The organism is Streptomyces neyagawaensis (assembly GCF_023516595.1).
Lineage (GTDB): Bacteria > Actinomycetota > Actinomycetes > Streptomycetales > Streptomycetaceae > Streptomyces > Streptomyces neyagawaensis.
In genome coordinates this window covers 69,460-91,526 of sequence record NZ_JAMGBG010000092.1, presented here as the reverse complement: position 1 = coordinate 91,526, position 22,067 = coordinate 69,460, and the positions used below count along the sequence as shown (strand labels likewise).

Here is a 22,067-nt window from a genome sequence, read left to right as displayed (position 1 = left end):
GACCTGGCCGTACGGCGGCCCCCACACCAGGCGCGTCAGGACGTCCAGGGCCTCGGCGGGCGCGGTCCCGAGGAGCGCGGCCATGCGGGGCCCGTCGGCGAACAGGCCGGAGAGGGAGGCGACGGCGGACACCGAGTCGTGCGTGCGGGGCAGGCCCACCGCCGTGACGATCTCCTGCACCCGGCCCGGCGACATGCCCGCCGTCGCCTCGCCGACGGTCGGGCCCAGGCCGGTCGGGGACGGGTGCTGCGGCGACGGGGCGAGCAGCTCACGGGCCGTGCGGACGAGACGGAGCCGGCTGTCGGGGCCCCACACCAGGGCCTGGTCGCGCAGCGTGCGCACCGCGTGGGGGAGGGCGGCCACGACGGCCGGGTCGGGCGTGTCGTCCGCGCCCGTGCCCGCCATGAGACCCAGGAGTTCGCCGTACGGGGCCGGGTCCGAGGCCACGGCCAGGGCCTGGGCGGACTGGAGGGCGAAACGGTCCAGGCGTTCCAGGGCGCGGACCACGGAGGCGCGGGTGCCGGCGCGGGTCGCCAGCTGCGTGAGGTCCGTCGGCACGGGGGTGATGAGGTCCGGGCGGGCGCGGAGCAGCGCGGCGAGCGAACGGTCGTCACGGCCGCGGAGCGCTTCCGCGAGCGAGCGGGGGGCTCCGGCGGGCTCGGGGGATTCGGGTGGGCCGGGGGCCGTGTCAGCTCCGCCGGGGGGTGCCGGCTGCGTGGGGCTGTGCTCCTCGGTGCTCATCCGGTCAACGGTAGCGGAGGGGGGTGGCGGAACGGGGGGCTGACGGCTGGAGGGTGCGGGTGGGTTGTCGGGGATGGGGTGGGGGCGGGGGTGGGTTTTGGGGGTGCGGGTGGATGGGCGGATTTTGCGCAGTTCCCCGCGCCCCTGGCGGGTGGGGGTGCGGGGGGATTTTGGGTGCGGGTGGTGGATGGCTTGTCGCGCAGTTCCCCGCGCCCCTGGAGGAGTGGGGTGGGGGTGGCTTCTTCGGGTGCGGGTGCGGGTGCGGGTGCGGGTGGGATGTGGGTGTGGTCGCCTTTTCTCCTGCGGTCGCCTCGCGGCCTCCCGCCGCCCTTCGAGGCTCTCCCGTGCCTTCGAGGCTCTCCCGTGCCCTCGCGGCCCTCCCGTGCCTTCGCGGCCGCCCCTCCCGTGCCTTCGCGGCCTCCCGTGCTCCTCGCGGGCCCGTCCCGTGCTCCTCGCGGTCAATGTGCCGTTCCCCCTGTCCCTTTCCGTGCGCCTTGCGGCCTTCCCGCGCTCATCGCGGCCTTCCCGCGCTCATCGCGGTCTTCCCGCGCTCTTCGCGGTCTTCCTGCCGCCCCGGCGGCCCTCGGGGCATTCCCTTGTGTGGCGACGAGTTGGCGTGCCGCCCTGGGGGGTGTGGAAGCGATACCGTCGAGGAACACGCGTCAACCCCGGAGGGGCTTCGTGGGGATTGAGAGCGACAAGGTCGTCTACGAGTATCTGAGCCGGGTCGGTGACCTGGCCCAGCAGCGACAGTTGCCGTCCGCGACCCGTATGCGTCTGGTGTCGGAGCTGCGGGACGAGATCGACCGGCGCCGGGCCAAGGCGCCGGTGGACAGCCCGGCCGCCGTTCGCCGCATCATCGCCCGCCTCGGCACCCCCGACGACATCGTCACCGCGGCGGGCGGCCCCGGGGACACGCCGGAGGAACGGGCCGCCGTGCCCGTGCAGCGGGTGACCGGCGACGACGCGGACGGGCGCGACGAGCGGGCCAAGGGGCTCACCGGCGGCTTCCGCAAGATCGTGCCCCGGCCGCGTACCGCCGAACCGGCACCCCGGGCGTCCCTGGAGGGCGCCGCCCCGCCGCACCTCGCCCCGCTGCACGAACTCGGTGACGGCGACGCACAGCCCGACTGGTGGCGCGTCGGCGGCGGAGGCCCCGGTGGCGTGGACATCGGGTTCGGGATCGGGGACGCGGTGCCGGGGTTCGTCGGCGGCGTGGAGATCCCCGAGCTGCTGAAGCCGCCGCCCGCGAAGGACGAGGGCAGGACGGCCGGAGCCGCAGCGCCGCCCGCCGTGGAGAAGGCGGCCGCGGGCGCCGAGGCGGAGACGGTGGCCGGGGACGTCCCGGCGGGCCGGCGGCGACTTCGACTGCCCCGGCTGCGGCCGGCCGGCGGCGGATGGAGCAACCCGCTGTTGCTGTTGGCCGCGGCGTTGCTGGTCGCCGGGGCGGTCATGGGGAGCCTCGTGCCGCTGGGCCTCGGCTGGTTGATCGCCTACCTGTCACGGCGGTTGACGCCCGTGGAGTCCAAGTGGGCGGTGCTGGGCGTGCCGGGAGTGGTGGCCGCCGGGGGCATCGTGTGGCTGTGGGGACGCAGCGACGGGAGGTGGGGGGAGCCCATCGTCCGCGGCGAGATGAATGTCGCGGTCGCGGAGACCTGGCCGTGGGTTCTGCGTATCGCGGCCATCTCCTCCGCGCTGTATCTGCTCTGGCGCTCCCAACGGCCCCGCGGCGCCTGATAACTCGGGGGCGCGCTGTTTGTTCGGCGGGTGCGGGTGGGTGGGGGCTTGTCGCGCAGTTCCCCGCGCCCCTGGAAAAGCAGGGGCCTGCGGCCCCGTGCTTTTCCGATGAAGGCCGGGCCGCAGGCCCAGGCCTTCAGGGGCGCGGGGCGGTGACATATGCGGCTCCGCCGCGTGGGCGCGACCAGCCCCCACCCATCCGCACCCGCCAACGACCCCTCCCACCCCCCACAATGGGCACCATGGCCTCCATAACCGTCGGATTCGACCTGGACATGACCCTGATCGACTCCCGCCCCGGCATCCACGCCTGCTACATCGCACTCGCGGCGCGGACCGGGACGTACATCGACGCGGATCTGGCGATCACGCGGCTGGGGCCGCCGCTCGTGGAGGAACTGGCGTACTGGTTCCCCGCGGAGGACATCCCCGCGATGGCGACGCTCTACCGGGAGATCTACCTGGAGAAGGGGATCACCGCGGCGCCCGCGATGCCGGGCGCGCGGGAGGCGATCGCCGCGGTGCGGGAGGCCGGCGGGCGGGCCATCGTCGTCACCGCGAAGTACGAGCCGAACGCCAGGCTGCACATCGAACACCTCGGCATGGAACCGCACGCCGTCATCGGTGACCTGTGGGCGGAGGCCAAGGCGGGGGCGCTGCGCGAGCACGGCGCGAGCGTGTACGTCGGCGACCACGTCGGGGACGTCCGCGGCGCGCGTACCGCCGACGCGTACTCCGTCGCCGTGGCCACCGGCCCGTGCGACGAGCGGGAGCTGCGCGAGGCGGGCGCGGACGTCGTCCTCACGGACCTGACGGCCTTCCCCGAGTGGCTGGCTGCCCACACCCGCCGGGAATCGCAAGCCTGATCAGCCTGTCTGCGAGCGTGCCTTCCTGCGGCCCGCCGCCACCGACCGCAGCACGCCCGCGCCGGCGATGAGAAATCCGACGCCCATCAGCATGCTCAAACCGAACATGTAGGTGGGAAATGGGGTCGTGTCGAGGAACAGCGGGGCGACGGTGACCAGTGTGGCCACGGCGCCGACGAAGAACACGATGACGCCGGCACGGATCAGCCGGTCACCGGGTTCGGCGGAATTCGGTTGGGTTTTGTCACGCACCGGACCAGGGTAGTTCCCAGCGCGAGAGAACAGGCGGGGGACGTCTTGTCACCCGCCTCCAGACCATTAGCCTGGGTACCGGCGGGTCCCGGCGGCCCGCTGTAGTGCTATCCAGAGCAGTTTCCGCACACCAAGAACACTTTTCAGACGCAGTTTCCGACGAGTACGAGGACGAGGACAGACGTGCCTACCGGCAAGGTCAAATGGTTCAACAGCGAGAAGGGCTTCGGCTTTCTCTCCCGTGACGACGGCGGTGACGTCTTCGTCCACTCCTCCGTACTGCCGACCGGTGTGGACAGCCTGAAGCCGGGCCAGCGCGTCGAGTTCGGAGTCGTCGCCGGTCAGCGCGGCGACCAGGCACTGTCCGTGACGATCCTGGAGCCGGCCCCCTCGGTCGCCGCCGCCCAGCGCAAGAAGCCGGACGAACTGGCCTCGATCGTGCAGGACCTGACGACCCTCCTGGAGAACATCACACCGATGCTGGAGCGGGGCCGCTACCCCGAGCGCACGGCCGGCAAGAAGATCGCCGGCCTGCTGCGGGCGGTGGCCGACCAGTTGGACGTGTAGCCCCCGAGCCGTAGTCCCGGCGTCATGGCCCCGAGCCATGGCCCCGAGCCGTGGCCGCCGCCCGCGGGGCGGTCAGGGGAAGTCGAGTGCGTGCGGGCCGAGGGGCGGTACCAGTCCCTCGGCCGCCGCGCGGGTGAGCAGACCGCGGATCGCCGCGTAGCCGTCGTCGCCCAGGTCCGCCGTGAACTCGTTGACGTACAGGCCGATGTGCTGGTCGGCGACGGCGGGGTCCATCTCCTGCGCGTGTTCCAGGACGTACGGGCGGGACGCCTCGGGGTCGTCCCAGGCGGCGTGGACGGACGCGCGGACCGTGTCCGCGAGGCCGCGCAGCGTCTCCTCGCCCAGCGAGCGCTTCGCGATGATCGCGCCGAGGGGGATCGGCAGGCCCGTGGTCGACTCCCAGTGCTCACCCATGTCGGCGAGCTTGTGCAGCCCGTAGTTCCGGTAGGTGAAGCGGGCCTCGTGGATGACGAGTCCCGCGTCGACCTTCCCGTCCCGCACGGCGGGCATGATCTCGTGGAACGGCATGACGACGATCTCGCCGACCCCGCCGGGCAGTGTGTCCGCCACCCAGAGGCGGAACAGCAGATACGCCGTCGACCGCTCGCTCGGCACGGCCACCGTGCGCCCGGTCAAATCGTTGCCCGGCTCCCGTGTCAGCACCAGCGGCCCGCAGCCCCGGCCCAGCGCGCCGCCGCACGGCAGCAGGACGTACTCGTCGAGGACGTACGGCAGGACCGCGTACGACACCTTCAGTACGTCCAGGTCGTCGCCGCGCTCGGCCATGCCGTTGGTGATGTCGATGTCCGCGAACGTCACGTCCAGCGCGGGCGCGCCGGGAATCCGGCCGTGGGCCCACGCGTCGAAGACGAACGTGTCGTTGGGGCAGGGGGAATAGGCGATCCGCACGGTGTCGGCCGCCCGCTCAGCGCTCGTGCCGCTCGTGCTGTTCCTGTGGCTCATCCGGCTCATGTCGGTCCCAACTCTCCAGTACGGGCGTCAGCTTCCCGAAGGCCCCTGTGAGGGCGGTGAGCGCGTCGCCGATGCGCCAGGCCGCGCGGTCGCGGGGGCCGACGGGGTTGGAGACGGCGCGCAGTTCCAGTACGGGCGTCGTGTGCGCGGCGGCCGCCTCGGCGACCCCGAAGCCCTCCATCGCCTCCGCCAGCGCGTCCGGGTGCCGGGTCCGCAGCTCCGCGGCGCGCTCGGCGCTGCCGGTGACCGTGGAGACGGTGAGCACCGTGCCGGTACGGGCCCCGGTCGCCGCGGCGACAAGGTCCACGAGCGCATTCGGCGGGTGATGGGTGACCGTGCCGAACCCGAGGTCGGTGACCGGCACGAAGCCGGCCGGCGTCTCGGCGCCCAGGTCCGCCGCCGTGATCGCCTCGGCCAGCACCAGCGACCCGAGCGGCGCCCCCGGCGGGAAACCGCCCGCGATCCCCGCCGACACCACCAGGTCGTACGGCGCCCCGCCGAGCACCCCGGCGGTCAGCGCGGCGGCGGTGGAGGCGGCGGCGAGCGCGGGCCCCACACCGGCGGCGAGGAGGTCGTACACGGGCCCTGAGGCGGCGTGGCGGTGCAGGGACGCCGTCGGGAGGGGCACCTCCGTGAACGGGCCCGGGAACGCGCGCGCCACCGCGTCCCGCTCGGCGGGGACCGCGGTGGCTACGAGGATGCGCATGGGCGGCGTACGCGGATCAGGCGTCCGGGTTCTCGAACTTGAAGTTCCACACGCCCTTGTACTGCGTGGAGCCCTTCTTCTGCTCGACGACGCTGACCGTCAGCGACTTCTGCGCGGTCTGACCGGGCTGCGTGGCGAACAGGTCGGCGTTCTGGAAGGCCCAGTACGTCTTCTTGAACGTGTCGGTGGCGGGCTCCCCGTTGATCCACAGGGCCCAGCCGGTCTCCGCGATCTCCGGGTCGACACCGATGCGCAGGGTCTCGCCCTGGGGCACGTCGATCGACTTCGACGGCTTCTCCCTGGCGCACTTCGCGGCCTGCTCGGCGCTGAGGGTCTCGTAGCACTCGGCCTCGGTGCTGACCGAGTCGGTGCCGAACGTGACGGTGGCCATCGGCGTCGGCTTGTCGCAGGCAGACAGCACGAGGAGTCCGGCGGAAACAGCGCCGAGAGTGGCTGCGGCGCGACGGGAACGCTGGGAGGTCATGGGCGAAGGCTATCTGGCATGTCCAGGGGTGCCCCTACGTGGGGTACGGCGTGCCGGGTACGAGGGGTGTGGGGTGCCGGGTACGTGGGGTGTGGGGTGCCGGGTACGTGGGGTGTGGGGTGCCGGGCCGGACGGTGTCACGGCGGTCCCGTTCCGCCCCGCTCACGCCACCTTCGCCCGGGGCGCGCCGCCGCGCCGGGCCGAGGAGAGCAGGCCGCGGACCGTGGTCAGCCAGCCCAGGGCGACGATCCCGGCGGCCACGGCCATGCCGAGCGTGCCGACCAGGGGCAAGGCGATGCCGATGCCGCCTCCGACCACCCACGCCATCTGCAGCAACGTCTCCGAGCGGGCGAACGCGGAGGTCCGGACGGCCTCCGGCACGTCCCGCTGGATCAGCGCGTCCAGGGCCAGCTTCGACAGGGCCTGCGACAGACCGGCGAACGCGGCCAGGCAGGCGATGAAGAACGCGCTGAAGAACACGACCGCCAGCACGGCGACGGCCAGTTCCACCGCCACGACGGTCACGATGATCAGCTCCGGCGCCCGCGACTTCAGCCACGCCCCCACGGCCGTGCCGAGCGCGTTGCCCGTGCCCGCCGCGAGGGCCACCATGCCGAGGGAGACGGCCGCGCTCTGCCCGGGGAGCGGGTGCACCCGCAGCAGGAACGCCAGGAAGAAGATCAGGAAGCCGGACAGACAGCGCAGCGACGCGTTGGCCGCGAGGGCGTGCGTGACGGCCGGTCCGACCGTCCGCAGATTCGGCCGCTTCAGCGTCTTCGCGCGGTGCGGGCCGTGCAGATGCTCCGGGTCCGCGGCGAGCAGCGCGATGTCCTCGCCCTTCGCGGAGTCGACCTTGGGCGGCAGCGTGAACGACAGGAACGTCCCCACGAGGAAGATCGCGCACGCCCCGTACAGCGGGAAACGCGGGCCAAGGGCCTGGAGCCCGGCCCCGATCGGGGCCGCGACACCCGTGGCGAGGAGACCGCAGAGCGTGACCCGCGAGTTCGCCTTGACCAGCGAGAACGCGGGTGGGAGGAGCCGGGGGACGATCGCGCTCCTGACCACCCCGTACGCCTTCGACGCGACGAGGACACCGAGCGCGGCCGGGTACAGCTCGATGCCGCCCGTCTCCACCGCGCCGACCAGGACGAGCGCGAGGAACGCCCGTGCCAGCATCGCGCCGGCCATCGCGGCGCGGCGGCCGTGCGGGAGACGGTCCAGGAGGGGGCCGACCACGGGGGCGAGGAGGGCGAAGGGGGCGAGGGTGATGGCGAGGTACAGGGCGACGCGGCCGCGGGCCTCGTCGGTGGGGACGGAGAAGAAGACGGTGGAGGCGAGGGAGACGGTGATCATCACGTCGCCGGCGCCGTTCACGCCGTGCAGTTCGATGAGCTTGCCGAGGCCGGACTCGCCGGCGCCGTGGGCGTGGGTGGCCTTGCGGATGCCGCGGGCCGGGGCGGTCACCGGCCGGTGCAGGGCGCGGGTCAGCGAGCGGACGGCTCCGGTCAGTCGACCTGAACCGCCGCGGGTTCCGCTCCGCTCGGCGCCGGTCACCTCGTCATAGTGCCCCGAGATGGGGGGCGGTAGTGCGGTTACCGCTCGTATGGCGGTGAACGGGGGGGGCCTGGTGGGTGGGGGGTGCGCGGTTCGTTGGCGGGTGCGGGTTCGTCGTGGTTTCTCGCGCAGTTCCCCGCGCCCCTGGAAAAGCAGGGGGCTGCGCCCCCGTGCTTTTCAGATGAAGGCGGGCCGCGGGCCCTGCCTTCAAGGGGCGCGGGGCGGTGACATCTGCGGCTCCGCCGCGTGGGCGCGACCAGCCCCCACCAGCCCGCACGTGCTCGGTTCACGCCAACGCCGGGCCCTCTGATGCGACCCCCGAAACCCGCCCCGGCCCAAGCCCAGCACAGCGGAACCGTAACGTCGGTGTGGGCGCAGGGCGCTGGAGAAGGTAGCGTGCATAGCGCGCCCGCGGCGGTTGTTCTCGGCCGCGCGCCTGACGTTCATCCCGCAGAATGGGTGACATAGGTGCGCCCGAGTGCGATCGGGCGCGGACGTCGACGCGGCCCCCTGGTCCGCTCCGTCCGCACCCCCCGCCGAGGGAGGCGCACTCGTGAGACGGCGTAGGAGAGAAGCGATACCTGTGAGCGCAGCGACAACGCGAAGCCGCACCCCCGACCGCTTGTGCGCCGAGGCCGTCGACCTCGCCCGCGCCGCCGCCGAGGAGGCGGCCGCGCCCGGTGTGGTGGGGGAGCACACGGGGCTCGTCTCCGAGGGCGACCGCGTTGTCACGCACTTCTTCGAGTGCAAGGAGATGGGCTACCGGGGCTGGCGCTGGGCCGTCACCGTCGCCCGCGCCTCCCGCGCGAAGATCGTCACGCTGGACGAGGTCGTCCTGCTGCCCGGCCCCGACGCGCTGCTCGCGCCGGAGTGGGTGCCGTGGAGCGAGCGGCTCCGGCCCGGCGACATGGGCCCCGGCGATCTGCTGCCCACCGACGCGGACGACCTGCGGCTGGAACCCGGCTTCTCCGGTGAGGACGAGCCGCCGCCGAACTCCCCGGTCTCCGACGACATGGCCGAGCTGGTGGAGGCGGAGGACGCGGAGGTCGCGGGCGGTGCCCCGGCGAAGCTGCCGATCGCGCCGCGCCGCGGTTCCATCGCCGCCGTCGCCGAGGAACTGGGCCTGCGGCGCGCCCGCGTGCTGTCCCGGTACGGGCTGCACACGGCCGCGGACCGCTGGGAGGAAGGGTTCGGGGCGAAGACCGCGATGGCCCAGGCCGCGCCCGCGTCCTGCGTCAGCTGCGGGTTCCTCGTGCCGATCGGGGGGTCGCTCGGGCAGGCCTTCGGGGTGTGCGCGAACGAGTTCGCGCCGGCGGACGGGCGGGTCGTGTCGCTGACGTACGGGTGCGGGGGGCACTCCGAGGCGGCGGTCATGCCGAAGCCGCCGCAGCCGGCTCCGCCGCGGCTCGACGAGACCAGGGTGGACCCCTTCCCGCTGCGACCGTCTCCGGACTCCGGGTCGGTACCGGTGGATGCGGACGCCGAGGCCGAGGCGGATCTCGGTCACTCGTGACCTTGGCTGTGGTGCTCAGGTGCGCCCGGTAGCTCGGGGGTGCGCCTGTTCTTGGCGGGTGCGGGTGTGGGTGCGTTGTGGTCTCGCGCAGTTCCCCGCGCCCCTGAAGAGCAGGGGGCTGCGCCCCCGTGCTTTTCAGATGAAGGCGGGCCGCGGGCCCTGCCTTCAAGGGGCGCGGGGCGGTGACACCTGCGGCTCCGCCGCGTGGGCGCGACCAGACCCCACGCACCCGCACACGCTGAACCCACACGCGCCCCCCACCCTCCGAGGCGCCCGGTGTCCCCCGCACGCGGTACGTTCGTGGTCACCGGCGACATGGAAGGTGAACCGTGAGCAAGTTCGTGCGGCCGGCGGCCGAGGGTGCGGATCCGTTCGGGACGGCGCGGCTGCGGCGCGGGGTGCTGGACGCCTGGGCGACCAGCCCGGCCAGGTTCCGTGAGGACGCCAACGCCGAGGAGGACCTCGCCCTCGGCGGGTATCGGGACCGGCTCGTCGTGGAGCTGGCGCAGAACGCCGCCGACGCGGCGGCCAGGGCCAAGGTGCCGGGACGGCTGCGGCTCACCCTCCGCGACGGTGTCCTCGTCGCCGCCAACACCGGCGCCCCCCTCGACGCGGCCGGCGTCGAGTCGCTGTCCACGCTGCGCGCGTCCGCGAAGCGGGAGGGCCACGACCAGGCGGTCGGCCGGTTCGGCGTCGGGTTCGCCGCCGTCCTCGCCGTCACCGACGAGCCCGCCGTCGTCGGCCGGCACGGCGGTATCCGCTGGTCACTGGCCGAGGCCCGGCTGCTCGCCGCCGACACCGCCCGGCACAGCCCCGGGCTCGGCGACGAGATCCGCCGCCGCGAGGGGCACGTACCGCTGCTGCGGCTGCCGTTCGCGGCCGAGGGGTCCGCGCCGGAGACGTACGACACCGTCGTCATCCTGCCGCTGCGCGACGCCGCCGCCGGGGATCTCGCCGAGCGGCTGCTGAACGCCGTCGACGACGCCCTGCTCCTCGCCCTGCCCGGCCTGGAGGAGGTCGTCATCGAGAACGGCGACGCTCCCGCGCGCACCGTGCGACGGCGCGAGGAGGGGGCGTACGTCGTCGTCGAGGACTCGCGCGACGGGGTCACGCGCTGGCGCACGGTCGCCGAGCACGGCGCGATCGAGGCCGCGCTGCTCGCCGACCGGCCCGTGGAGGAGCGGCTGCGGCCCCACTGGTCCGTGACCTGGGCGGTCCCGACCGGGCCCGAGGGAGAGCCGGTCCCGCCCCGTACCAGCCCCGTGGTGCACGCGCCGACGCCCAGCGACGAGGCCCTCGGTGTCCCCGCGCTGCTCATCGCGTCGTTCCCGCTGGACACGACCCGGCGGCACGCCGCGCCCGGTCCCCTCACCGACTTCCTCGTGCAGCGCGCGGCCGACGCGTACACCGAACTCCTCGCCGCCTGGCAGCCGGTGACCGAGCGGATCATCGGTCTCGTGCCCGGTCCGCTCGGCAAGGGCGAGCTGGACGGGGCGCTGCGCCAGGCGATCCTGGAGCGGCTGCCGCGCACCGCGTTCCTGCCGCGCGCGCTGCCACCCGAGGAGGACGACGAGCTGCCCGAGGCGCTCAGGCCGCGGGACGCCGAGGTCGTCGAGGGCGCCGGCGCGGAGACCGTGCGCGTCCTCGCCGAGGTACTGCCCTGCCTGCTGCCTGCCGGGCTCGAACGGCGTGCGGAGCTGCGCACGCTCGGTGTCGCGCGCCTGCCGCTGGGCGACACGATCGACCGGCTCGCCGGTCTGGAGAAGGCGCCCGACTGGTGGCGGCGGCTCTACGACAGCCTCGCGGGCGTCGACCCGGACCGGCTCTCGGGGCTTCCGGTGCCGCTCGCGGACGGGCGTACGACGATCGGGCCGCGCCAGGTGCTGCTGCCCACCCCGGACGGTCCTCAGACGGCCCCGGAGACCCTTGCCCGGCTCGGTCTGAAGGTCGCCCACCCGGACGCCGCGCACCCGCTCCTGGAGAAGCTGGGCGCCCTGCCCGCGACCCCGCGCGCCGTGCTCACGACCCCGCAGGTGCGGGCCGCCGTGGCCGCCTCGCTGGACGACGAGGGCATGGCGTGGGACGACGAGGACGGCCGCCCGGACGCCGACGAGCTCGCGGAGCTGGTCCTCACCCTCGTCCGCGACGCGGCCCTCGACCCCGGCGACGAGCCGTGGCTGGGCGCCCTCGCCCTGCCCGACGAGGACGGCGAACTGTCGCCCGCCGGTGAGCTCGTCCTGCCCGGCAGCCCGTTCGCCCGGATCATGCGCGAGGACGAACTGGCCTTCGTGGACGCCGAGCTGGCGGAGCGCTGGGGCGAGCAGCCGCTGGCCGCGTGCGGTGTCCTCGCCGACTTCGCCCTTGTGCGCGCCACCGACGTCGTCCTCGACCCCGACGAACTGGAGCCCCGCGACGGCGACTTCGCCGAGCCCGACGACGCCGGGCTGCTGGACGCCGTGGATGTGTGGTGCGAGGACATCCTCGACCGGTTCCCGGACAGTCCCGTCCCGCCGGTCGCCACCGAGATCGTCGCCGTGCGCGACCTGGACCTCGTCGACGAGGACCGCTGGCCCGAGGCGCTCACCCTGCTCGCCCGGCCGCCGCTGCGGGACGCGCTGGTGCAGCCGGTACGGATCCTGCTGCCCGACGGCACCCACGAGGTCGTCCGCCCGTACACGGCCTGGTGGCTGCGCGGCCACCCCGTCCTCGACGGCCGCCGCCCCGCCGGACTCCTCGCGTCCGGCGGCGACCCGCTGCTGCGGGGCCTGTACGACGAGGCCGACGCCACCGGCTTCGACGACGAGCAGGTCCTGCGGGCGCTGGGCGTGCGCACGTCGGTCGCCGCGCTGCTCGACGAGCCGGGCGGCGCCGCCGAACTGCTGGACCGCCTGGCCGACCCGGAGCGTGAGGTGACGGCCGCGCAATTGCATGGCCTTTACGGAGCCTTGGCCGACCTCGACCCCGAACAGGTCACGCTGCCGGACGAGTTGCGGGCCGTGGTGGACGGTGAGGTGACGGTCGTGGACGCGGCCGACGCGGTCGTCGTCGACTCGCCCGACCTGCTGCCCTTCACCTCCGGCGTGCCGCTGCTGCCCGTACGGCCGTCCCGTGCGGCCGAGTTGGCCGAGCTGTTCCAGGTGCGGCGGCTCAGCGAGTCCGTGACGGGCGAGGTGGACTCCGAGGGCGCGGAGCACGACGTTCCGGAGTCGGTGCGGGTGCTGCTCGGGCCGGCCACCCCCGCGACCTATGTCGAGCACGAGGAACTCGTCGTCGACGGGGTCGAGCTGGACTGGCGCCGGACCAGGGACGGTGTCCTGCACGCCGCGACCCTGGAGGGCGTCGCGGCCGGTCTGGCGTGGGCGGCGGGTCAGTGGCCGCGCCGCTTCGAGGTCGCGGCGCTGCTGGAGGACCCGTCCAGGACGGAGGAGTTGGCCCGCGACCGCTGGTTCGACTGACCGGGCCGGGTCAGTGGGACGGGCCCGTCCCGGTTGTCACGCCTTCGTGCCCCTGTGGCCGGGGATGCGGATGTGATGTGCGTAACATCTCCGAAACTCATTCGCATCTCGTACAACCATTCGCCACACTCATGGATCTGATCACCCGAGCCGACCGGCTTCCCGTGAGCCCCGGGGGTCCCCTGACCCTCCGGCGTCTCCCGAAGCCCTCGGGCTCTCAGACCGACAAACGGATCTCGCGCGACTTCGACCTGCCGCGAGGTCCCTTCCACGTGGGGAATACATTGCACAAGCGTGCCACTCTGGGTGTCATCACCGGCGCCCTGGCCCTGACCGCCTTCGTCGCCCCGGCCGCACAGGCCGACGAGAAGGTCGGCAACGTCAAGGTCTCCAACTTCGTCATCAACGGCGGCAAGCCCGTCGTCGTCGGCGCCACGGGCAAGAAGACGGTCAAGCTGTCCTTCTCCGTCACCGACAACTCCGGTGCGTGGCGTGCCGCCGCGCAGCTGTACCACGGCAAGAGCCTGGAGACCGCGGACAGCGCGGCCGCCTCCGGCAGCACCTGGATCAAGTGCAAGAAGGTCAGCTCCACGAAGTCGACCTGCTCGGCGAACTACACCTTCAAGGCCGGCGGCAACGCGGTCAACAAGGTCGCCGGCACCTGGAAGACCTGGGTGATCGCCCAGGCCAAGGACACCAACTTCATCCAGAAGGACAACGCCAAGTCCTTCAAGGTGCAGCGTGCCACGCAGCTCGCGGGCGCGGACGTCGCCCCGGAGCCGGTCGCCAAGGGCGAGACGGTCACCGTCACCAGCAAGCTGACCCGCGCCAACTGGGACGCCGGCACGAACGCCGCGTACGGCAACCAGTCGGTGACGCTGCAGTTCAAGGCGGCGGGCGCGTCCGCCTACAAGAACGTCAAGACGGTCAAGACGTCCGCCACGGGCGACCTGTCCACCACCGTCAAGGCGTCCGTCGACGGCACGTACCGCTACGTCTTCGCGGGCAGCGCGGGTACGGCGGCGGCGACGGCCGTGGGCGACACGCTCGACGTGAAGTAAGCAGCAGGAACCCGCCGCTGCACGGTCAGCGGTGACAGGCCCCTGGACACGGGCCCCTGCGGCCGGCGGACCCGCCGGCCGCAGGGGGCCCGCTCCGGGGGCCTCGTCGTTTCCGGGGGTCCCGCGCGCGCCGGCTCCTGCACCGACCGGACGTGCGTAGCGGAGTCGCTACGCGCCCTCGGTGTCCTCGCGCAGGGAATGGATCATGCTGCGCAGGATGCGGGACGCGGCCGCCTGTTCGGGGGCGGTCAGCCCGCTGAGCATTCTGAGCTCCACGGAACGGACCGCCGCGCTCGCCCTCTCCAGGCTCTGCCGGCCGCTGGGCGTGAGCCGTGTGGGGAGCGCCTTCCCGACGGGGGCCTCCGCGGCCCGGGTCACGTAGCCGTCCCGTTCGAGGGACTTGAGCAGCACGTTCATCGTCTGCCGCGTCACGAACGCGCCCCGCGCCAGCTCGGAGTTCGACAAGCCGGGTCGCTGCGCCAGCAGTTCGAGGCACGCGTAGTGCGTCACGTTCATCCCGAGCGGCCGCAGCACTTCCTCCATGGCCGCGCGCAGGGCGCTCGACGCTTCTTTGAGCAGGTAGCCCAGTGACGTCTCCAGGTCGACGCCGACACCTTCTTGACCCATGTCAGTATTCTGACATAGGTTGCGTGTCAGTAAACTGACACGCTAGTCAAGGAGCGTCCCCATGCCCGCCATCGGTCCCGACTTCCTCTCGCTCCAAGTACGCGACCTCGACGCTTCGCAGGCGTTCTACGAGCGGTACCTGGGCGTCGTCCGCTCGCCGGCCGGGCCGCCGCACGCCGTCGTCTTCGAGACGAAGCCCATCGCGTTCGCACTCCGCGACCTCCTTCCCGGCACCGACCTCGCGTCCGTCGCCCAGCCCGGCCTCGGCGTCGCGATCTGGCTCCACGCCACCGACGTCCAGGACATCCACGACGCGCTCGCCGCCGACGGACACACCATCGTCTCCGCGCCGATCGGCGGCCCCTTCGGCCGGACCTTCACCTTCGCCGACCCTGACGGCTACCACGTCACACTCCACGACCGCGCCTGACGGCGGCCGCGCTACGCGGGGAAGCGGTGGTCCACCCAGCGCCACAGGAACTCCAGGGCCGCCGCCGAGCCCGCCGCGATCGCGACCGCCGTCCACGGCATCGTCGTCCCCACCAGGCGCAGCGCGAAGAAGTCCTGGAGCCCGGGGACGACCAGGACCAGGAGGAAGGCGCCGCCCATCGCCGCCACCAGGCCGAGCCGCCACCAGGTGTACGGGCGGGCGATGATCGCCAGCACCCACATGGAGATCAGGAAGAGGGTCAGCGTCGCCGCGCTGGTCTCCGCCTCCAACGCGCCCTCGCCCGTGTAGTAGTGACGGGCGATCAGATAGGTGGCGAACGTGGCCACCGCCGCCAGCACACCGCCGGGGACGGCGTAGCGCATGACACGGCGGACGAAGTGGGGTTGCGCGCGCTCCTTGTTGGGGGCCAGCGCCAGGAAGAACGCCGGGACGCCGATCGTCAGCGTGGAGAGCAGGGTGAGGTGGCGGGGCAGGAAGGGGTACTCCACCTGCCAGCACACCACCAGGACGGCCAGGAGCACCGAGTACACCGTCTTCACCAGGAACAGGGTCGCGACCCGCGTGATGTTGCCGATCACCCGGCGGCCCTCCGCCACCACCGACGGCAGCGTGGCGAAGCTGTTGTTCAGCAGCACGATCTGGGCCACCGCCCGCGTCGCCTCCGAGCCCGACCCCATCGACACCCCGATGTCGGCGTCTTTCAGGGCCAGCACGTCGTTCACCCCGTCACCGGTCATCGCGACCGTATGGCCGCGGGACTGGAGGGCGCCCACCATGTCCCGCTTCTGCTGCGGGGTGACCCGGCCGAAGACGGTGCCCGCGTCCAGCGCCTTCCCCATCTCCTCCGGTTCGGAGGGCAGGCGGCGCGCGTCGACGACCTCTCCCGTCAGGCCCAGCTTCCCGGCCACCGCGCCGACCGACACCGCGTTGTCGCCGGAGATGACCTTCGCCCGGACGTTCTGCTCGTCGAAGTAGCGCAGGGTGTCGGCGGCGTCGGGGCGCAGACGCTGTTCGAGGACGACGAGGGCCGTGGGGTGCGCGTCCCGCGCCACCTCCGGGTCGTCGAGTTCGCGGGTCACCCGCACCAGCAGCAGGACCCGCAGCCCTTCCTCGTTCAGCCGCTCGGTCTCGGTCAGGGCCGGGTCGTCGTCGGGGAGGAGGATGTCGGGCGCGCCGAGCAGCCAGGTGCTGGACTGGCCGTCGCCCTCGCTGAGGCGCGCCCCGCTGTACTTGCGGGCGGAGGAAAAAGGCAGCGCCTCGGTACAGCGCCAGTCCTCGCTGTCGGGGTAGGCCTCGATGATGGCCTTCAGGGACGCGTTCGGGCGGGGGTCGGACTCGCCGAGCGCGCCGAGCACCTTGCGGACGTACGCCTCGTCGCTGCCGTTCAGCGGGCGCAGCCCGGTGACGTCCATGCCGCCCTCGGTCAGCGTGCCCGTCTTGTCGAGGCACACGGTGTCGACGCGGGCGAGACCCTCGATGGCCGGCAGCTCCTGGACCAGGCACTGTTTGCGGCCGAGGCGGATCACCCCGATCGCGAAGGCGACGGAGGTCAGGAGGACCAGCCCCTCGGGGACCATCGGGACGATGCCGCCGACCGTGCGGGCGACGGAGTCCTTGAAGGCGTTCTCCTTCACGATCAGCTGGCTGATGATCAGTCCGATCGCGGTCGGGACCATCATCCACGTCACGTACTTGAGGATCGTGGAGATACCGGAGCGCAGCTCCGAGTGGACGAGGGTGAAGCGGCTCGCCTCCTCCGCCAGCTGCGCCGCGTACGCCGCCCGGCCCACCTTCGTCGCGGTGAACGCCCCGCCGCCCGCGACCACGAAGCTGCCGGACATCACCGGGTCGCCGGGGTGTTTGACGACCGGGTCGGCCTCCCCGGTGAGCAGTGACTCGTCGATCTCCAGGCCGTCCGTCTCGACGCAGTCGCCGTCCACGACGATCTTGTCGCCGGGACCGATCTCGATCAGGTCCCCGAGGACGATCTCGGAGGTGCCGACCACCGCCGCGACCCCGTCCCTGCGCACCGTCGGCTTCGCCTCGCCGATCACCGCGAGCGAGTCCAGTGTCTTCTTCGCCCGCCACTCCTGGACGATGCCGATACCGGTGTTGGCGAGGATCACGAAGCCGAACAGGCTGTCCTGGATCGGCGCGACGAACAGCATGATCAGCCAGAGGACGCCGATGATCGCGTTGAACCGGGTGAAGACGTTCGCGCGGACGATGTCCGCCAGGGAGCGGCTGCTCCGTACGGGGACGTCGTTCACCTCGCCGCGGGCCACTCGCTCGGCCACCTCGGCGGCGGTCAGGCCGCGCGCCCGCCCCGTGACCGGGGCGGTGGTGGGGTGCACAGGATCGAGGTCGGTGCCCGCGTCGATGTGCGTCATGCCTTCGACGGTACGTGCGGACTGGGGAGTTCACCCGCCGAGTGCGCCGAAGTCCGACCAGGGGAGGAGGGCCGCGGCCGGGCCTGGTTCCGAGGTCGTACGGGCCCGTGAAACCTCAGGGGGTCTCCGACTCCACCGGCTTCGCGGGCTCGACCGTCGCCCCGTCCACGGGCGCACCCGCGGCGGTCCGCGCGTCCGCCTCCGCGTCCGTGTCGGCCTTGCGGGCCGCGTCCCTCTTGATCGCCCTGTCCCGCTTCATGACGTACCAGATGCCGATCAGGCCGAGGCCGGCGCCCGCGAGGCAGGTCCACACCCACCAGGTGTGGCCGTGGTCCTCGTACCACCCGTAGAACGGGAGCTGGACGACGAAGAGGACGAACCACAGGATCGTGCCGCCGATGATGGTCGGCACCACGGGGCCCTCCAGGGGCTCCGGCGCCTCGTGCTTGGGGGTCCACTTCGCCATGGGCACAGCTTACGAGCACATCCGGGATGGCCCTTCCGGGCCTCGGGGAACCGCGACGCCACATGGGTCTACGCGCGGAGATGGAGTTTGCGGCATCATATGTTCATACTGAAACGGTTTCTGATTGGCCACTTCTGTTCGTAGAAAACTCCAACATACGGGGGAACCTGTTGGGGATGAGGTTCCGTATGTCCCCGCAGGGCACTCTCGACCGTTACTTCAGGATCTCGGAGCGCGGCAGCACGCTGTCGCGGGAGGTCCGTGGCGGTTTCGCCACGTTCTTTGCGATGGCGTACATCATCGTGCTGAACCCGATCATCCTGAGCAGCGCGAAGGACATGTACGGGCATCAGCTGGACTACGGCCAGCTGGTCACCGCGACCGTGATCACCGCCGCGTTCACCACGCTCCTGATGGGTGTCATCGGCAATGTGCCGATCGCGCTGGCGGCGGGCCTCGGCGTGAACACGGTCGTCGCGCTCCAGCTCGCGCCGCGCATGTCGTGGCCGGACGCGATGGGCATGGTCGTCCTCGCCGGTTTCGTGGTGATGCTGCTGGTGGCGACCGGGCTGCGGGAGCGGGTCATGAACGCCGTGCCGCTGGGCCTGCGCAAGGGCATCTCCATCGGTATCGGCCTGTTCATCATGCTGATCGGGCTCGTGGACTCCGGCTTCGTCACCCGTATCCCGGACGTCGCCAAGACCACCGTGCCGCTCCAGCTCGGCGCGACCGGTCACCTCACCGGGTGGCCCGTCCTCGTCTTCGTGCTCGGCGCGCTGTTGACGCTGGCGCTGATCGTGCGCAAGGTGCCGGGCGCGATCCTCATCTCGATCGTCGCCATGACCCTGCTCGCCGTGATCATCGAGGCGATCGCCAAGCTGCCCGCCGGCTCCTGGGGCCTGACCACCCCGAAGTGGCCGGGCAACCCGGTCGCCGGCCCCGACTTCGGGCTGCTCGGCGAGGTCAGCCTCTTCGGCGGCTTCGGCAAGGTCGGGATGCTGACCGGCATCCTCTTCGTCTTCACCGTGCTGCTGTCGTGCTTCTTCGACGCGATGGGCACGATCATGGGCGTCGGCGACGAGGCCAAGCTGACCGACGCGGACGGTCAGATGCCCGGCATCAACAAGGTCCTGTTCGTCGACGGCATCGCGGTCGCCGCCGGTGGCGCCAGCTCCTCCTCGGCCACGACCTGCTTCGTGGAGTCCACGGCCGGTGTCGGTGAGGGTGCGCGCACCGGGTTCGCGAACGTCGTCACCGGTGCCCTCTTCGGGCTCGCGCTGTTCCTGACGCCGGTCGCCACGATGGTGCCGTCCCAGGCGGCGACCCCCGCGCTGCTCGCGGTCGGCTTCCTGATCCTCGCGAACTCGGTCCGGGAGATCGACTGGGCCGACTACACGATCGCGATCCCGGCCTTCGTGACGATGGTGATGATGCCGTTCACCTACTCGATCACCAACGGCATCGGCATGGGCTTCATCACCTTCGTCGTCCTGCGCCTCGCCGTCGGCCGCGGACGGGACGTCCCGATCCCGATGTACGTGGTGGCGGCGGTCTTCGGCTTCTACTACCTGATGCCGGCGCTGGGCCTCACGTGACCCCGTAGAACTTCTCGGTCTCCTCGACGGCGGTCTGGAACCGCTGGTCGAAGTCGTCCCGCATGAGCGTCCCGATGACGTAGTCCTGGACGCTCATCCCCCTTTTCGTCGCGTGGTCCCGGAGCCGGTCGAGCAGTTCCCGGTCTATCCGCAGGCTGAGCACAGTGGTCCCCATGAGTACGAGGGTCAGGCGCGTTCCGGGCCGCCGTGTGGCGTTCTCCGTATGAGTCACTCGTATGAGTGAGATGAGTGGCGGGACTCACGGCCGGGGTTGGGGAGGTCCGGTGGTCTTTAGCGAGGGTAATGAGTTAAGCTAAAGAACATGCCTGACCTGACCCATGGCGACGACGAAGCCGCCGTGAACGCGCTGCGGTCCGCCGTGATGCGCCTGTCCCGCCGGTTGAAGCACCAGCGGGTCGACGAGTCGCTGAGCCCGACGGAGATGTCCGTGCTCGGCACGCTCGCCCGCTGCGGCACCGCCACCCCCGGTGAGCTGGCCCGCAAGGAGCATGTGCAGCCGCCGTCGATGACCCGCATCGTCGCCCTGCTGGAGAGCAAGGGCCTGGTGAAGCTGGAGCCGCACCCCGAGGACCGGCGGCAGAAGGTGGTCACCCAGACCGAGCGAGCCGAGGCGATGCTCGAGGAGAGCCGCCGCAAGCGCAACGCGTTCCTCGCGTCCCTCGTGGAGGGGCTCGACGAGGACGAGTGGGAGGCGCTCCGGGCGGCCGCGCCGGTGCTGGAGAAGCTCGCGCATCTCTGACTCGCGCATGTCTGAGCGGGCCACCGCCGTACGCCGGTGGTCCCACCGCACTCCGGAGGGACCACCGCACGCCGGGGAAGCCGCCGGTGCGCCCCGCCGGACAGTTCGTGCGCCGTGGTGGACCCGGCATGGGCGGGCCCGGAAACCAGCAGACAGAACAGGAGCAGTGAGGCTCACGCAACCGCAGGACGTACACGTGTTCAGCGCAAGGAGGCGAACCCCTTTGAGTACGGGATCCGGAGCAGCTTCCGCCCCCGCACCGACGACCGCCCACGAGTCCCCGCCGGCCCACGGCGTCCCCGAGGCCCCGCCGGATACCACCGGCCCCCGGACCCCCGACGCGACCGCCGCCGCCCCGGCCCCCCTCGTGCTCCCCGGCTCGCCGACGCCCCCACCCCCCGGGCCCCCGGCCCCGACCCCGACCGAACCCCGTGCCACGGCCCCGACGCCCTCGTCCGACGTGAGCGCCCCCGATTCCCCGGCCGTCACCCCCGGACCGGCTGCCGCGGCCCCTGAGCGGGCGGCCATCACCCCCGAACCGGCGGCCGTCACCCCCGAACCCCCCGCCCCCCGTGAGCGCGTGTCCATGTTCCGGTCCTTGCGGGTGCGGAACTACCGGCTGTTCTTCGTCGGCCAGGTGGTGTCGAACATCGGCACCTGGATGCAGCGGATCGCACAGGACTGGCTGGTGCTGAGCCTGACCGGGTCGTCGACCGCGGTCGGGGTGACGATGGCCCTGCAGTTCCTGCCGATGCTGCTGTTCGGGCTGTACGGCGGCGTCCTGGTCGACCGGTTCCCGAAGCGGCGGCTGCTGTTCCTGACCCAGACGGCGATGGCCGTGACGGGGCTCGCGCTCGCCGTGCTGACCCTCTCCCACCAGGTCGAGGTGTGGCATGTGTACGTGGCCGCCTTCGCCGTCGGCATGGCGACCGTCGTCGACAACCCGGCCCGGCAGTCGTTCGTGTCCGAGATGGTCGGCCCCGACCAGCTGCAGAACGCGGTCAGCCTCAACTCCGCGAACTTCCAGTCGGCCCGGCTGGTCGGCCCCGCCGTCGCGGGCGTCCTGATCACCACCGTCGGCACCGGCTGGGCGTTCCTCTACAACGGCCTCTCCTTCATCGCCCCCATCACCGGGCTGCTGCTGATGCGGACCCGTGAGCTGCACCCCACCCGCCGCGCGCCCCGCAAGAAGGGCCAGCTCCGTGAGGGCCTGCGCCATGTCGCCGGGCGCCCGGAACTGCTGTGGCCGATCGTGCTGGTCGGCTTCATCGGGACCTTCGGCTTCAACTTCCCGGTCTGGCTGTCGGCGTACGCGGACGACGTGTTCCACACCGGCGCCGGCTCGTACAGCCTCTTCAACACCCTCATGGCGGTCGGCTCCGTCGCGGGCGCCCTCCTCGCGGCCCGGCGCGGCACGGCCCGGTTGCGGGTGCTGATCGCGGGTGCCCTCGCCTTCGGGCTGCTGGAGATCGTGGCGGCGCTGGCACCGACGTACTGGATCTTCGCGCTGTTCATGGTCCCGCTGGGGATGTTCGGCCTCACGGTGAACGTCACCACCAACACGGCCATCCAGATGGCCACCGATCCCGTCATGCGCGGCCGAGTCATGGCCCTCTACATGATGGTCTTCCTCGGCGGCACACCGCTGGGCGCGCCGATCGCCGGCTGGGTCACCGACGCGTACGGTCCCCGGATCGGCTTCGTCGCCGGCGGTGTCGTCTCCACGGTCGCCGCCGTCACGGTGGGCCTGGTGCTCATCAGGTCCGGCGGGATGCGGCTGTCGGTGGGCTGGCAGGGCCGACAGCCGAGGCTGCGGTTCGTACCGAAGCCGCCGACGACGGAGAAGGAGCTGGTCAAGGCCTAGAGGCCC

At 72.3% G+C, this 22,067-nt stretch carries 19 protein-coding genes and 1 pseudogene; 10 read left to right on the top strand and 10 right to left on the bottom strand.

What is annotated here, in order from left to right; genetic code table 11:
- Window positions 1–741: pseudogene (locus M8J73_RS31740) on the bottom strand (DNA-binding protein); the annotation flags it as partial.
- A 681-nt stretch (window positions 742–1,422) separates the two neighbouring features.
- On the opposite strand from M8J73_RS31740, the gene M8J73_RS31735 reads away from it, so the two are divergent.
- Both M8J73_RS31735 and M8J73_RS31730 read left to right on the top strand, forming a co-directional pair.
- The gene (locus tag M8J73_RS31735; protein ID WP_055542850.1) at window positions 1,423–2,478 is read left to right on the top strand and encodes a hypothetical protein; all 1,056 of its coding nucleotides are present in this window, start codon (window positions 1,423–1,425) and stop codon (window positions 2,476–2,478) included.
- 233 nt (window positions 2,479–2,711) lie between these two features.
- On the top strand, window positions 2,712–3,344 hold the full coding sequence (locus M8J73_RS31730; RefSeq protein WP_249829371.1) for an HAD family hydrolase: 633 nt from the start codon (window positions 2,712–2,714) through the stop codon (window positions 3,342–3,344).
- Here the strand turns inward: M8J73_RS31730 and M8J73_RS31725 are convergent, their stop codons facing one another.
- Window positions 3,345–3,596 carry a hypothetical protein gene (locus M8J73_RS31725; protein WP_055542351.1) on the bottom strand — a complete coding sequence of 84 codons (252 nt, stop codon included), beginning with the start codon at window positions 3,594–3,596 and terminating at the stop codon, window positions 3,345–3,347. It lies immediately after the preceding gene.
- Window positions 3,597–3,779: 183 nt separating this feature from the next.
- Between M8J73_RS31725 and M8J73_RS44990 the strand changes: the two genes are divergently transcribed.
- On the top strand, window positions 3,780–4,163 hold the full coding sequence (locus M8J73_RS44990; protein ID WP_055521981.1) for a cold-shock protein: 384 nt from the start codon (window positions 3,780–3,782) through the stop codon (window positions 4,161–4,163).
- 72 nt (window positions 4,164–4,235) lie between these two features.
- Here M8J73_RS44990 and M8J73_RS31715 read toward each other — a convergent pair whose 3' ends face one another.
- The 4 genes from M8J73_RS31715 to M8J73_RS31700 form a co-directional block, all read right to left on the bottom strand.
- Window positions 4,236–5,126: a 1,4-dihydroxy-6-naphtoate synthase gene (locus tag M8J73_RS31715; RefSeq protein ID WP_079055203.1), complete on the bottom strand. Its 891-nt coding sequence runs from the start codon at window positions 5,124–5,126 to the stop codon at window positions 4,236–4,238.
- Complete coding sequence (locus M8J73_RS31710; RefSeq protein WP_055542352.1) at window positions 5,089–5,841, bottom strand: futalosine hydrolase; 753 nt, start codon at window positions 5,839–5,841, stop codon at window positions 5,089–5,091. The genes M8J73_RS31715 and M8J73_RS31710 overlap by 38 nt, the downstream gene beginning before the upstream one ends.
- 16 nt (window positions 5,842–5,857) lie before the next feature.
- Complete coding sequence (locus tag M8J73_RS31705; protein WP_055542353.1) at window positions 5,858–6,325, bottom strand: hypothetical protein; 468 nt, start codon at window positions 6,323–6,325, stop codon at window positions 5,858–5,860.
- A 162-nt stretch (window positions 6,326–6,487) separates the two neighbouring features.
- Window positions 6,488–7,879: an MFS transporter gene (locus M8J73_RS31700; RefSeq protein WP_107465102.1), complete on the bottom strand. Its 1,392-nt coding sequence runs from the start codon at window positions 7,877–7,879 to the stop codon at window positions 6,488–6,490.
- Window positions 7,880–8,462: 583 nt separating this feature from the next.
- Here M8J73_RS31700 and M8J73_RS31695 point away from each other — a divergent pair.
- The 3 genes from M8J73_RS31695 to M8J73_RS31685 all read left to right on the top strand — a co-directional run bounded on the left by M8J73_RS31695 (window position 8,463) and on the right by M8J73_RS31685 (window position 13,908).
- On the top strand, window positions 8,463–9,392 hold the full coding sequence (locus M8J73_RS31695) for a DUF3027 domain-containing protein (protein ID WP_055538781.1): 930 nt from the start codon (window positions 8,463–8,465) through the stop codon (window positions 9,390–9,392).
- Window positions 9,393–9,721: 329 nt separating this feature from the next.
- Entirely contained in the window at window positions 9,722–12,847 is a 3,126-nt protein-coding gene (locus M8J73_RS31690; RefSeq protein ID WP_055538780.1) for a sacsin N-terminal ATP-binding-like domain-containing protein, read from the top strand.
- Window positions 12,848–13,119: 272 nt separating this feature from the next.
- Window positions 13,120–13,908: a calcium-binding protein gene (locus tag M8J73_RS31685; RefSeq protein WP_240501270.1), complete on the top strand. Its 789-nt coding sequence runs from the start codon at window positions 13,120–13,122 to the stop codon at window positions 13,906–13,908.
- 168 nt (window positions 13,909–14,076) lie between these two features.
- Here M8J73_RS31685 and M8J73_RS31680 read toward each other — a convergent pair whose 3' ends face one another.
- A complete protein-coding gene (locus M8J73_RS31680; RefSeq protein ID WP_055538778.1) occupies window positions 14,077–14,535 on the bottom strand; it encodes a MarR family winged helix-turn-helix transcriptional regulator in 459 nt (152 codons plus the stop codon).
- Between the two features lie 61 nt (window positions 14,536–14,596).
- Here M8J73_RS31680 and M8J73_RS31675 point away from each other — a divergent pair, with 61 nt between their 5' ends.
- Window positions 14,597–14,965 carry a VOC family protein gene (locus tag M8J73_RS31675; RefSeq protein ID WP_055538777.1) on the top strand — a complete coding sequence of 123 codons (369 nt, stop codon included), beginning with the start codon at window positions 14,597–14,599 and terminating at the stop codon, window positions 14,963–14,965.
- 11 nt (window positions 14,966–14,976) lie between these two features.
- Here M8J73_RS31675 and M8J73_RS31670 read toward each other — a convergent pair whose 3' ends face one another.
- Together M8J73_RS31670 and M8J73_RS31665 are read right to left on the bottom strand one after the other, a co-directional pair.
- Window positions 14,977–17,376, bottom strand: coding sequence for an HAD-IC family P-type ATPase (locus M8J73_RS31670; protein ID WP_055538776.1), 2,400 nt, complete (start codon window positions 17,374–17,376; stop codon window positions 14,977–14,979).
- A gap of 115 nt (window positions 17,377–17,491) precedes the next feature.
- Window positions 17,492–17,842 carry a DUF2530 domain-containing protein gene (locus M8J73_RS31665; RefSeq protein ID WP_079054836.1) on the bottom strand — a complete coding sequence of 117 codons (351 nt, stop codon included), beginning with the start codon at window positions 17,840–17,842 and terminating at the stop codon, window positions 17,492–17,494.
- A 176-nt stretch (window positions 17,843–18,018) separates the two neighbouring features.
- Between M8J73_RS31665 and M8J73_RS31660 the strand changes: the two genes are divergently transcribed.
- The gene (locus tag M8J73_RS31660; protein ID WP_063799210.1) at window positions 18,019–19,437 is read left to right on the top strand and encodes an NCS2 family permease; all 1,419 of its coding nucleotides are present in this window, start codon (window positions 18,019–18,021) and stop codon (window positions 19,435–19,437) included.
- On the opposite strand, the gene M8J73_RS31655 is transcribed toward M8J73_RS31660, so the two are convergent.
- Window positions 19,430–19,612 (bottom strand): hypothetical protein, encoded by a 183-nt coding sequence (locus M8J73_RS31655; RefSeq protein WP_055538774.1) that lies wholly within the window; start codon window positions 19,610–19,612, stop codon window positions 19,430–19,432. The two genes, M8J73_RS31660 and M8J73_RS31655, sit on opposite strands and share 8 nt — an antisense overlap.
- 147 nt (window positions 19,613–19,759) lie before the next feature.
- Here M8J73_RS31655 and M8J73_RS31650 point away from each other — a divergent pair, with 147 nt between their 5' ends.
- Window positions 19,760–20,197, top strand: a complete 438-nt coding sequence (locus tag M8J73_RS31650; protein ID WP_055711043.1) for a MarR family winged helix-turn-helix transcriptional regulator — start codon at window positions 19,760–19,762, stop codon at window positions 20,195–20,197.
- Window positions 20,198–20,783: 586 nt separating this feature from the next.
- A complete protein-coding gene (locus M8J73_RS31645) occupies window positions 20,784–22,061 on the top strand; it encodes an MFS transporter (RefSeq protein WP_063799165.1) in 1,278 nt (425 codons plus the stop codon).
- Window positions 22,062–22,067 lie beyond the last annotated feature (6 nt).